Source organism: Pseudomonas sp. L7 (assembly GCF_046605565.1).
GTDB classification, from domain to species: domain Bacteria; phylum Pseudomonadota; class Gammaproteobacteria; order Pseudomonadales; family Pseudomonadaceae; genus Aquipseudomonas; species Aquipseudomonas wayambapalatensis.
Window position 1 is genome coordinate 4,615,322 of sequence record NZ_CP176784.1, and the last position, 12,435, is coordinate 4,627,756.

The window sequence follows — 12,435 nt, forward strand, 5'->3', positions numbered from 1 at the left end:
CCTCTTTTTTGCCTAAAGCCTGAACGGCCAAGGCCGATAACCCGGCATCCACTCCCTTTTCCGACATGCCCGAAGGTTATCCATGGCCACGCAAAATGCCCGCGCGGACTCGCTGTCCCTGCTGCTGTTCACCCTGCGCAGCGGCAAGCTGATGGCTATCAACCTGCTCAAGGTCAGCGAGATCATTCCCTGCCCGCCCCTGACCAAGCTTCCCGAGTCGCATCCCCACGTCAAAGGCGTAGCGACCTTGCGCGGCAACTCGCTGTCGGTGATCGACCTGTCGCGGGCGATCGGCGAAATGCCACTGGCCGACCCCGATGGCGGCTGCCTGATCGTCACCGACATCAGCCGCACCCGCCAAGGCCTGCACGTGCAGGCGGTCAGCCGCATCGTCCATTGCCTGAGCACCGACATCAAGCCGCCGCCGTACGGTTCGGGCAACCGCTCCTTCATCACCGGCGTGACCCGGGTCGACAACACGCTGGTGCAGGTGCTGGACATCGAGAAGGTCATCCACGGCATCGCCCCGCCGGAACCTGAAACGCATCCCGGCGAGCTCAGCGCAGAAGACGCCAGCCTGCTGGCCGCCGCCAACATCCTGGTGGTGGACGACAGCCAGGTGGCGCTGCAGCAATCGGTGCACACCCTTCGCCACCTCGGTGTCGAATGCCATACCGCGCGCAGCGCCAAGGATGCGATCAATGTCCTGCTGGAGCTGCAGGGCACCGCCCAGGAAATCAACATCGTGGTGTCGGACATCGAAATGTCCGAGATGGACGGTTACGCCTTCACCCGCACCGTGCGCGAGACCCCGGACTTCAAGCACCTCTACGTGCTGCTGCACACCTCGCTGGACAGCGCCATGAGCGCCGAAAAAGCCAAGGTCGCAGGCGCCAACGCGATTCTCACCAAGTTTTCCTCGCCCGAGCTGACCGACTGCCTCGTCGTCGCGGCGCGAGCGGTCGGCTTCGCCGAGCGCTGATACATCTGGCGACACAATGCCTTCACTTGATGGTGAGGAGGACTCGGGCATAATCACTCCCCTTCCGAGGTTTTCTTGCCGGTATCGCTTATGACCCCTCTTCGCATTGCCCTGATTGCCCTCGCCATGACCAGCGGTCTTGCCCAGGCCTCCAGCCCCGACGCCTGGAACGAGTACCGCCAGCAGATGGTCAAGCGCTGCCTGGCCGCCAGCCAGTTCAAGGACGCCCACGCCCTGGGCAAGCCCGCTGAATTCGACGACCGCACCGCCTATAGCGCCCTGCTGATCGAAGGCGTGTACAAGCCAAAATACATGAAGAACCAGACAGGCACCGAACTGTGCCTGTACGACCGCGCCCAGCAGCAAGCCTACGTCACCGAATGGAAGCCAGGCGCCAAGTGAGCGACGGCATTCGTTTCGCCTGCACCGGCTGCGGCAAGTGCTGCACCGGCCACCATGTACCGCTCACGCTCGCCGAGTCCCGCCAGTGGGCTGCCAGTGGCGGCCAGGTCGTGGTACTGATCGAAGGCTTCGTCACCGATGGCCCGGGCATGCCGGTCGAGCAACGCGATCATGTGCTGCGCCGTTCGCTCGCCGTACCTTGCGGGAGTGCAGAGGTACGGGTCTCGGTGACCTTCGCGGCCTTCAATCCAGGGCGCTGTCGCAACCTGGATGCCAACAACCTGTGCGGCATCTATGAAACACGCCCGCTGGTCTGTCGTATCTATCCGGCCGAGGTCAACCCGCACCTGCCTCTGCGCGTCGAAGCCAAGGATTGCCCACCCGAAGCCTGGCAACAAGGCCCGCAACTGATCGTCGGCAACAGGGCCGTCGATCCGCAACTGGCCGCACTGATCGAAGCCTCGCGCCAGGCCGACCGCGACGACATCGCCGCCAAGGTTGCGGTCTGCCAGGCGTTGGGCATGACCACCAGCGCGCTCAAGGGCAACGGTTTCACCGCCTGGCTGCCAGACATGCAGGCGTTTCTCGCGGCGCTGGATCAGACGAGCGATCAAGCGCTCGTGCCATGGACAGTGCATGTGCAAGATGTCGAACTGGCAGACGGGCTGCAGGGGCATGGGCTGCTGACGACCGGCGAAGCGCCGGTGTACTACGCCTTTATCGGGTTCTGAGCTGGAATCTGCGGTGCCCTTTTCGCGGGCAAGCCCGCTCCCACAAAAAAAAGCAGTCCTAGCCCCTGTGGGAGGGGCTTGCCCGCGAAAAGGGCACCGCCAGCCTCACTGACAGCGCCGCCAGAACTCATCCGCCAACCGCCGCAGATCCTGCGCCAGCCCCGCCACATCACTGGCACTGCTGTGACTGCGCTGCCCCACATCCACCGTCGCCTCGCTGGCCTGGCGAATACTGACGATATTGCGGTTGATGCTCTCGCTGACCTGGCTCTGCTGCTCCACCGCCGCCGCGATCTGCAAACTCATCTCGTTGATCTGGTTGACCCGCACGCTGATGCTGTCGAGCGCATCGCTGGCCAGGCGCGCCTGCTCGACGCTATGCCCGGCGTGGGTGCTGCTCTGACGCATCACCTGTACCGCCGCACGGGTACCCTCCTGCAAGGCAGCGATCATGCGCTGGATCTCATGGGTCGACTGCGCGGTACGCTGGGCCAGGCCACGCACCTCGTCGGCGACCACGGCAAAACCACGCCCCTGGTCGCCGGCACGCGCCGCCTCGATGGCGGCATTGAGTGCCAGCAGGTTGGTCTGCTCGGCAATGCCACGGATCACATCGATGACCCCGGAAATCTCGCCGCTGTGGTTTTCCAGTTGCTGGATCACCTCGCTCGCCTCCACCAGCGAACCGGCCAGGTCCTGGATCGCGCAGCGGTTGCGGTCGACCACTTGATGACCCGACTGGGTTTCGTCTTCGGCCTGGTCGGCAGCCATCGCCGCCAACTGCGCGCTACTGGCGACCTGGGCGACGCTGGCGCTCATCTGGTGGATCGCCGTGGCGACCTGGTCCGCCTCGCTCTGCTGCTCGAGGCTGTTGGCATGACTGGCCTGCAGGGCTTCGGCCAGCGATCCGGAATGCCCGGCCAGGCGTGTCGAGGTATCGCCTATGCGCCCGACCACCGCCCCCAACTGCGCCTTGAGCATGCGCATGGCGAAGTCGATCTGGCCAATGTCATCGCGTCTCCCCGTGTACAACTGCTGGCTCAGTGGATTGTCGGCCACCGCCAGGGCCTGGGCACGCAGACGCTCGAACGGGCGCAATAGCCCCCACACGGCCAAGCTGCTCAGGCCCGCTGCCGCCAGCCACTCGATCAAAGACACCTGCCAGGCGCAGGCCGACCAGCCCTGCCCGACGCCGATCACCAGCGCCAGCACAGCGCCAATGCCCAGCGACAGCCGCGCCCGCAGGCCCGGCACCGGCAGACGCTCGCGCCAGCGCCACCGCCCTTCGCGCAAACGTGCATAGCAGCGCTCGGCCGCCGCGACCTGCTCGTCGAGTGGACGGGTGCGCACCGACTGGTACTCGACCGTCTGCCCCGCACTGCCGATGGGCGAGACGAAGGCGCTGACCCAGTAGTGATCACCGTTGCTGCAGCGGTTCTTCACCAGCCCCATCCACGAACGACCGGCCTTGAGCGTCTGCCACATCTGCTCGAAGGCCTGGGCAGGCATGTCAGGATGGCGGACCACATGATGCGGCTGGCCGAGCAACTGCTCGCGGGCAAACCCGCTGATACGCACGAAATCATCGTTAGCGTAGGTGATGCGGCTATCGAGGTCGGTGGTGGAAAGGATGTTGGCATCACCGGGATAATCCACTTGGCGACCGGTAACAGGCATATTGCACTTCATCGGAGGCTCTCATTGTTGTCGGGACAATCGGGAGGGCGTTCGACTCTAGGGGCAAACCCCGGACGGGCATTGATCCAGCGCAATGCCTTGGCAATTGGCCATCAATGATTGGAAACTGTCAGCGCTGTCAGCCAGGCGTCACGTTGCCGACCCGATTGAGGGGCTATAAGCAGAAAAAGGACAGGACATAAAGCCGGTTATCTAGGTGTTCTGTTCGCGGGCAAGCCCCCTCCCACAGGTACTTCCGTAACAGATGGTGTGCGAGCGGGCTTGCCCGCGCAGAACACGACACGTAACCAACCCTGCCAACTGACCGGTACCAGCACCGATGCGACGTCCCTCCCGCTCCTTCGTTCTCGCCACCCTGGCCATCCTCCTGCTGATCGCCGTGGCCGGTTGGTTGCGCCTGCGCCAGGACACGCCTGCCCCACGCGCGCAAAATGCCGTGCCGGTCAGGGTGATCAGCGTCACCCAGCAGGACGTGCCGCGCTTTGCCAGCGCCATCGGCTCGGTACTGTCGTTGCACAGCGTCGACGTACGCCCGCAGGTCGAGGGCATCCTGACCCAGGTGCAGGTCAAGGAGGGCCAATGGGTCAAGGAGGGTGACCTGCTCGCCACCCTCGACGACCGCGCGATCCGCGCCAGCCTCGAGCAGGCTCGCGCCCAACTCGGCCAGAGCCAGGCACAGTTGCAGGTGGCCGGTGTCGACCTCAAGCGCTACCGCCTGCTGAGCAGCGACGACGGCGTCTCGAAACAGACCCTCGACCAGCAACAGGCGCTGGTGAATCAACTGCAGGCCACGGTCAAGGGTAACCAGGCAGCCATCGCCAATGCCGAAGTCCAACTGTCGTACACGCAGATCCGCTCACCGGTGACCGGTCGCGTCGGCATTCGCAACGTCGACCCCGGCAACCTGGTGCGCAGCAGCGACACCCGGGGTCTGTTCAGCGTCACCCAGATCGACCCGATCGCCGTCGAGTTCGCCCTGCCGCAACAGATGCTGCCCAGCCTGCAGAACCTGCTCAAAGCCCCGTCACCAGCGCTGGTCGAGGCCTACATGGACGCCGACGGCGAACGCAGCCTGCTGGGCCAGGGCCACCTGGCGCTGATCGATAACCAGGTCTCGGCCAACACCGGCACCGTGCGTATCAAGGCCGAGTTCGACAACAAGGATGGCCGCTTGTGGCCGGGCCAACTGGTGACCATTCGCCTGCGCACCGCCATCGACGAGAACGCCCTGGTGGTGCCACCACCCGTGGTGCAGCGAGGCATCGATGGCCATTACGTCTACCGCCTCGATGGCGACAAGGTTGCCAGCGTGCCGGTGAAGGTGCTCTACCAGGACAGCGCGCTGAACGTCATCGCCGGGGTCAAGGCCGGTGATCGCCTGGTGCTCGACGGCCAGTCGCGCCTCAAGCCCGGGGCACGGGTCGAGGTCGCCCCCGACCTGCCCGCCAGCCCCGAAGTGGCTGACCGCCGGAGCCAGCCATGATCACCCGCAAAGGGGTTTCGGCCTGGTGCATCGACCACCCCATCGCCACCCTGCTACTGACCTTCGCCCTGGTGCTGCTGGGGGCCATCGCTTTCCCGCGCCTGCCGGTGGCCCCCTTGCCGGAAGCCGACTTCCCGACCATCCAGGTGACCGCACAGCTTCCCGGCGCCAGCCCGGAAACCATGGCATCCTCGGTGGCGACGCCGCTGGAGGTACAGTTCAGCGCCATCCCCGGCATGACCCAGATGACCAGCAGCAGTGCCCTGGGCTCGACCACGCTGATCCTGCAGTTCACCCTCGACAAGAACATCGACACCGCCGCCCAGGAAGTCCAGGCCGCGATCAACACCGCCACTGCGCGCCTGCCGCAGGACCTGCCCAGCCCACCGACCTGGCGCAAGGTCAACCCGGCCGACAGCCCCGTGCTGGTGCTGACCGTCAGCTCCGAGCAAATGCCCGGCAACGAGCTCAGCGACTACACCGAAACCCTGTTGGCGCGCCAGCTCAGCCAGATCGACGGGGTCGGCCTGATCAACATCACCGGCCAACTGCGCCCCGCGATCCGCGTACAAGCCCAGCCCGAGAAGCTCGCGGCCATCGGCCTGACCTTGGCCGATATCCGCCAGGCCATCCAGCAGACCAGCCTGAACCTGGCCAAGGGCGCGCTGTACGGCGAGCACAGTGTCTCGACCATCGCCGCCAACGACCAGTTGTTCCACCCCGAAGACTACGCCCAACTCATCGTCAGCTACCGCAACGGTGCCCCGGTTCGCCTGCAGGACGTGGCCAAGGTGATCGAAGGCGCCGAGAACGCCTATGTCAAATCCTGGTCCGGCGACAAACCCGGGCTGAACCTGGTGATCTTCCGCCAGCCTGGCGCCAATATCGTCGACACCGTGGATCGCGTGCTCGACGCCCTGCCGCGCTTGCAGGAAATGCTTCCAGCCTCGGTCGAGGTGTCGGTGCTCAACGACCGCACCCAGACCATCCGCGCCTCGCTGCATGAAGTTGAACTCACTCTGATGATCGCGGTGATACTGGTGATCGGGGTGATGGCGCTGTTCCTGCGCCAGTGGTCGGCAACCCTGGTCGTCTCCAGCGTGCTGGGGGTGTCGCTGATCGCCAGTTGCGCGCTGATGTACGTGGCAGGCTTCAGCCTCAACAACCTCACCCTGGTGGCCATCGTCATCGCCGTGGGCTTCGTGGTCGATGACGCCATCGTGGTGGTGGAAAACATCCACCGTCACCTGGAAGCCGGAGACGACAGCCGCACGGCGGCGATCAAGGGCGCCGGCGAGATCGGCTTCACGGTGATCTCTATCAGCTTCTCGCTGATCGCCGCGTTCATTCCACTGCTGTTCATGGGCGGCGTGGTCGGGCGTTTGTTCAAGGAGTTCGCCCTGACCGCCACCTCGACCATCCTGATTTCGGTGGTGGTGTCGTTGACCCTGGCGCCGACCCTCTGCGCCTTGTTCATGCGCAAACCGCTGCAGGAACACCACGACGGCTTCGGCCAGCGCCTGGTGCGCTGGTACGAAAAGGGCCTGGACCACGCCCTCGCCCACCAGCGCCTGACGCTGGGTGTATTCGGCCTGACCCTGGCGCTGGCAGTGGTCGGCTATGTCGCCATCCCCAAGGGCTTCTTCCCGCTGCAGGATACCGGCTTCATCCTTGGCACCAGCGAAGCCGCCGCCGATGTGTCGTACCCGGCGATGATCGAAAAGCACCAGGCGCTGGCGAAGATCATCGAGGCCGACCCTGCGGTGCGCGCCTTCTCACATTCCGTCGGGGTCACAGGCAGCAACCAGACCATCGCCAACGGCCGCTTCTGGATCAGTCTCAAGCCCCGCGGCGAGCGCGATGTGTCGGCCAGCGAGCTGATCGACCGACTGCGCCCGAAACTTGCCCAGGTGCCCGGCATCGTCCTGTACCTGCGCGCCGGCCAGGACATCAACCTCAGCTCCGGCCCGTCGCGCACCCAGTACCAGTACGTGCTCAAGAGCAACGATGGCGTGGCCCTGAACCTGTGGACCCAGCGCCTGACCGACCGCCTGCGGGAAAACCCGGCGTTCCGTGACCTGTCCAACGACCTGCAGCTGGGCGCCAGCGTCACCCGCATCGACATCGACCGCCAGGCCGCCGCTCGCTTCGGCCTGACCACCACCGACGTCGACCAGGCGCTGTACGACGCCTTCGGCCAGCGCCAGATCAGCGAGTTCCAGACCGAGACCAACCAGTACAAGGTGATCCTCGAACTCGACGCCCGCCAGCGCGGCAAGGCCGAGAGCCTGAACTATTTCTACCTGCGCTCGCCGTTGTCGGGCGAGATGGTGCCGCTGTCGGCCCTGGCCCATGTCGCACCGCCCAGCACCGGCCCGCTGTCGATCGCCCACGACGGCCTGTTCCCGGCCGCCAACCTGTCGTTCAACCTCGCCCCCGGCGTGGCCCTGGGTGATGCGGTGCGCATCCTCGAACAGACCCAGCGCGAGCTGGGCATGCCCGATGCCATCGTCGGCAGTTTCCAGGGCGCGGCACAAGCGTTCCAGAGTTCATTGTCGAGCCAGCCTTGGCTGATCCTCGCAGCACTGGTGGCGGTGTACATCATCCTTGGCGTGCTCTACGAGAGCTTCGTACACCCGCTGACGATCATCTCCACCCTGCCCTCGGCGGGCCTCGGTGCGCTGATCCTGCTCTGGGCCATGGGCCAGGACTTCACCATCATGGGGCTGATCGGCATCGTGCTGCTGATCGGCATCGTCAAGAAGAACGGCATCCTGCTCATCGACTTTGCCCTCGACGCCCAACGCAACCAGGGCATGACGCCCGAGCAGGCAATCCACCAGGCCTGCCTGACACGCTTCCGGCCGATCATCATGACCACCCTCGCCGCCCTGCTCGGCGCGGTGCCTTTGATGTTCGGCTTCGGAGCCGGTGCCGAGCTGCGCCAGCCGCTGGGCATCGCGGTGGTCGGTGGCCTGCTGGTCAGCCAGGCGCTGACGCTGTTCACCACCCCCGTCATATACTTGGCCCTGGAGCGCCTGTTCCACCGCCGCAAGGTCGCCAACGCGGCCGCGACCGCCAGTTGAGACAAACTCATGCGTGTGCTGATCGTCGAAGACGAAGAAAAAACCGCCGACTACCTGCATCGCGGCCTGACCGAGCAGGGCTTCACTGTCGATCTGGCCCGTGATGGCATCGATGGCCTGCACCTGGCGCTCGAGGGCGACTATGCGGTGATCGTGCTCGACGTCATGCTCCCGGGCCTGGATGGCTACGGCGTGCTGCGCGCCCTGCGTGCACGCAAGCAGACCCCGGTGATCATGCTCACCGCCCGCGAGCGCGTCGAGGACCGCATTCATGGCTTGCGCGAAGGTGCCGACGACTACCTGGGCAAGCCGTTCTCCTTCCTCGAACTGGTCGCCCGCCTGCAGGCTCTGACCCGCCGCAGCACCAGCCATGAGCCGCTGCAGATCCAGGTCGCCGACCTGTGGATCGACCTGATGGCACGCAAGGCCAGCCGCGCGGGCCAGCGTCTGGAGCTGACCGCCAAGGAGTTCTCGCTGCTCAGCGTGCTGGCCCGGCGCCAGGGCGAGATCCTGTCCAAGACCGCCATCGCCGAGCTGGTCTGGGACATCAATTTCGACAGCGACGCCAACGTTGTCGAGGTCGCGATCAAGCGCTTGCGCGCCAAGCTCGACGGGCCGTTCGACAACAAGCTGCTGCACACCATCCGAGGCATGGGCTATGTCCTGGAAAACCGTGCGGGCTAACTCCCTGGCCCTGCGCCTATCGCTGCTGTTCACGCTAGTGGCGCTGGCGGTGTTCGTGCTGATCGGCAGCGCGTTGTACCGCCAGGTCGACCGCAGCCTCGACCTGCTGCCGACGGCCGAGCTGGATGCGCGCTTCAGCGTGCTGGAGTCCACCCTCAACCGCTTCGGCACCCTGGAACACTGGGCGAAGATCCACAACAAACTCAACCTGCTGGCCGAAGAAGACCGGCGCATCCGCTTCTGGGTGGTCAGCGATGATCCGCGCTTCGAGTACGGCCACCCCAACGAGCAGTTGCGCCGCTTCGCCCAGGGCCCGGAAGGCATGCGCGACCTGCGCCTGGCCGACAACCCCTATCCGTTCAAGATCCTGGTCAGCCAACTGCCGGCCCTGGGTGAACGGCCGGCGGTACGCTTCATGATCGGTATCGACACACAAACCTTCTGGCAGGCCCAGCACAGCCTGCTGGTGGCCATTGTCGGCCTGGCCGTGCTCGGTGTGCTGCTGGCCTCGCTGCTGGCCTACTGGGTCGCACGCATCGGCCTGCGCCCACTGCTGGCGCTGTCGGCAGAAGCCCAGGCGCTGGCCCCGCCGCGCCTGGACGGCCGCCTGCGCACCCAGGACCTGCCGCCGGAGCTGGCGCAGTTTGCCAAGGCCTTCAACGCCGCGCTCGACCGGGTCAGCCAGGCCTATTCGCGGCTCGAAGCCTTCAACGCCGACGTTGCCCACGAACTGCGCTCGCCGCTGACCAACCTGATCGGCCAGACCCAAGTGGCCCTGACCCGAGGGCGCAGCGCCGAGCACTACTTCGAAGTGCTGCAATCGAATCTCGAGGAACTCGAACGGTTGCGCAGCATCATCAACGACATGCTGTTCCTGGCCAGCGCCGACCAGGGCAGCAAGGCCACCGCGCTGACCCAGGCGTCACTGGCCGAGGAAGTGGCGACCACTCTGGACTACCTCGACTACATCCTCGAAGACGCGCGCGTCAGCGTCGAAGTCAGCGGCGATGCCCAGGCCCCGATCGAAAAGGCACAACTGCGCCGCGCGCTTATCAACCTGCTGAACAACGCGGTACAGCACACTGCCCCCGGGCAAGTGATCCAGGTACGGATCGATGTCGATAAGGAGCGGGTCAGCATCGCCGTGAGCAACCCCGGGCCGGCTATCGACGAGGCCCACCTGCCGTTGCTGTTCGAGCGTTTCTATCGGGTCGACGCCGCGCGCAGCAACAGCGGCGGTGGTAACCATGGGTTGGGCTTGGCGATCGTCAAGGCCATTGCGCTGATGCATGGCGGCAGCGTCTTTGTACGCAGCGAAGAGGGCGCCAATACTTTCGGCATCAACCTGCCGAGCGCTCAACTACGCGGGTTTAGGGTAAAAGTCTGAAGACCCACGCAGCAATTCTTACTTTTTGCGCAAGAGTGATTATCCTCTGCGGTGCTGTTTCAAGTGCCTGTTCAGGACTAACTTAGCCCTGTCTTCACTCACACTTGCCACGCAAGAAGGTTGTTTCAAATGTCCAACAGTATGGGTATTGCCAGCGTCTTCGTCCTGTCGTCCCTGTTGTTGTCGCCCCTGGCCATGGCTGAGGAATCGCCGGCCTTCGTCGCCCGTAACGCAGAGATTGCCGCCACCCTGCAACAGTCGCAGGATGCCTATGCCGCGCAGCACCAAGGCGCGACGAAAGACGCGCAACAGACAGCTTCCAAAGTCTCGAACGATGTCAATGCCGACAGCTGACCGGCAGCCGGAACACGTCCTGTTTTCCCCCGGCTACGCCATGGGCAGTGCCTGTGTCGATATGTTAGCCTTTTAAAGCCGCTGCGCATCAGCGGCTTTTTTTATGCGCTTTAATTATCAGCCGGTTTGTAACGTCCCTCACAAGAAACTGCAATTCCGACAATTAGAAACTGCCCCACCGTTAGACCAAAGGAGCATTTACTCGTGTCCTTCGCTTTCCGTTTCACGCCACTGTTCGTTGCATTGGCCGCAACGATTCCCCACGCCGCCCAGGCGGACGACGACAAGGCTGATGGCTTCATCGAGGGTTCGTCGCTGAACCTGCACTTTCGCAACGCCTACTTCAACCGCAACCAACTCAACCAGGGTGTGCGCGACAATCGCGAGTGGGGCCAGGGCGCCGTCGCCCGCTTCGAGTCGGGCTACACGCCCGGTGTGATCGGTTTCGGTGTCGATGCCCACGCCATGCTGGGCCTGAAGCTCGATGGCGGTGGCGGCCACGCTGGCACCAGCATCCTGCCGACCCACCAGAAGAACGAAGACGAACTGGGCGCCGCGCCGCATTCATTCTCCACCGCGGGCGCCGCGATCAAGCTCAAGGGCTTCGACACTGAACTGAAGGCCGGTGACCTGTTCCTCACCAACCCAGTGATCGCCGGTGGCGAGACGCGCATGCTGCCGCAGACCTTCCGTGGCGTGGCGCTGACCAACACCAGCGTCGACGGGTTGCTGCTCGAAGGCGGCCAGGTGAGCTTCACCAAGCCCTACAACCAGAGCGGCCACCGCCGCATCGACACCTACTATAGCCAGCAGACCGACGACCAGCGCAGCAAGCACCTGTCGTGGGCTGGCGCCGCGTGGAACGGCACCGAGAACATCACCGCCAACCTCTACGCCGCCGAACTGAAAGACATCTGGAACCAGTACTACGCCGACTTCGACTACACCTATGTGGTCAATGACCTGGTCAGCCTCAACCCGGGCGTGCACTTCTACCACACCCAGGACACTGGCCAGTCGAAACTGGGCAAGATCGACAACAACACCTACAGCCTGCACTTCACCGTGGCGGCCGGTCATCACAGCGTCACTGCCGCCTACCAGCGGGTCAACGGCAATACGCCGTTCGACTACATCAACCTGGGCGACAGCATCTACCTCGACAACTCGCGCATGTACTCGGACTTCAACGGCCCCAACGAGCGCTCGTGGAAGCTGCAATACGACTATGACTTCGCAGGGCTCGGCATCCCCGGGCTGACCTCGTCGCTGTCGTATTCGCGCGGCAAGCTGGACCTCACCAAGGCTGATCCGAACAGCGTTGGCTATGGCCACTGGTACAGCGAGGACGGCAAGGATGCGCGCCACTGGGAACGCGACCTGGACGTGAAGTACGTGTTCCAGGAAGGCCAGTTCAAGGACCTGTCGGTGCTGCTGCGCTATGCCAGCCACCGTGGCAGCCAGGGGTACTCGGCCGTGGATAACGATAACGACGAGCTGCGTGTGATCGTCGACTATCCGCTGAACGTGTTCTGATCGGCCCTCTCTCAGCGGATGGCACCGGCGTTGCCGGTGATCGCGGGACGAGCCCGCTCCTACAGCCCTGTAGGGGCGGGCTCGTCCCGCGA

Annotated in this window: 10 protein-coding genes; 9 read left to right on the forward strand and 1 reads right to left on the reverse strand. The window is 64.5% G+C overall.

What is annotated here, in order from left to right:
• The first annotated feature begins 82 nt into the window (after window positions 1–82).
• From ACK3BK_RS21280 to ACK3BK_RS21290, 3 genes are all read left to right on the forward strand, one after another.
• Window positions 83–982: a chemotaxis protein gene (locus ACK3BK_RS21280; RefSeq protein WP_054892508.1), complete on the forward strand. Its 900-nt coding sequence runs from the start codon at window positions 83–85 to the stop codon at window positions 980–982.
• A gap of 90 nt (window positions 983–1,072) precedes the next feature.
• A complete protein-coding gene (locus ACK3BK_RS21285) occupies window positions 1,073–1,384 on the forward strand; it encodes a hypothetical protein (protein WP_186668314.1) in 312 nt (103 codons plus the stop codon).
• Window positions 1,381–2,115: a YkgJ family cysteine cluster protein gene (locus ACK3BK_RS21290; RefSeq protein ID WP_186668316.1), complete on the forward strand. Its 735-nt coding sequence runs from the start codon at window positions 1,381–1,383 to the stop codon at window positions 2,113–2,115. The genes ACK3BK_RS21285 and ACK3BK_RS21290 overlap by 4 nt, the downstream gene beginning before the upstream one ends.
• A gap of 105 nt (window positions 2,116–2,220) precedes the next feature.
• On the opposite strand, the gene ACK3BK_RS21295 is transcribed toward ACK3BK_RS21290, so the two are convergent.
• Entirely contained in the window at window positions 2,221–3,804 is a 1,584-nt protein-coding gene (locus ACK3BK_RS21295) for a methyl-accepting chemotaxis protein (protein WP_411383247.1), read from the reverse strand.
• Between the two features lie 328 nt (window positions 3,805–4,132).
• On the opposite strand from ACK3BK_RS21295, the gene ACK3BK_RS21300 reads away from it, so the two are divergent.
• The 6 genes from ACK3BK_RS21300 (at window position 4,133) to ACK3BK_RS21325 (ending at window position 12,343) form a co-directional block, all read left to right on the forward strand.
• A complete protein-coding gene (locus ACK3BK_RS21300) occupies window positions 4,133–5,296 on the forward strand; it encodes an efflux RND transporter periplasmic adaptor subunit (protein ID WP_411383248.1) in 1,164 nt (387 codons plus the stop codon).
• Complete coding sequence (locus tag ACK3BK_RS21305) at window positions 5,293–8,382, forward strand: multidrug efflux RND transporter permease subunit (RefSeq protein WP_411383249.1); 3,090 nt, start codon at window positions 5,293–5,295, stop codon at window positions 8,380–8,382. Before ACK3BK_RS21300 ends, ACK3BK_RS21305 begins: the two co-directional genes overlap by 4 nt.
• A 9-nt stretch (window positions 8,383–8,391) precedes the next feature.
• Window positions 8,392–9,066, forward strand: coding sequence for a heavy metal response regulator transcription factor (locus tag ACK3BK_RS21310; RefSeq protein WP_063546106.1), 675 nt, complete (start codon window positions 8,392–8,394; stop codon window positions 9,064–9,066).
• Complete coding sequence (locus tag ACK3BK_RS21315; protein ID WP_411383250.1) at window positions 9,041–10,453, forward strand: heavy metal sensor histidine kinase; 1,413 nt, start codon at window positions 9,041–9,043, stop codon at window positions 10,451–10,453. The genes ACK3BK_RS21310 and ACK3BK_RS21315 overlap by 26 nt, the downstream gene beginning before the upstream one ends.
• A 129-nt stretch (window positions 10,454–10,582) precedes the next feature.
• Window positions 10,583–10,807 carry a hypothetical protein gene (locus ACK3BK_RS21320; RefSeq protein ID WP_186668326.1) on the forward strand — a complete coding sequence of 75 codons (225 nt, stop codon included), beginning with the start codon at window positions 10,583–10,585 and terminating at the stop codon, window positions 10,805–10,807.
• Between the two features lie 204 nt (window positions 10,808–11,011).
• Window positions 11,012–12,343 carry an OprD family porin gene (locus ACK3BK_RS21325; RefSeq protein ID WP_411383251.1) on the forward strand — a complete coding sequence of 444 codons (1,332 nt, stop codon included), beginning with the start codon at window positions 11,012–11,014 and terminating at the stop codon, window positions 12,341–12,343.
• The last annotated feature ends 92 nt before the right edge of the window (window positions 12,344–12,435 follow it).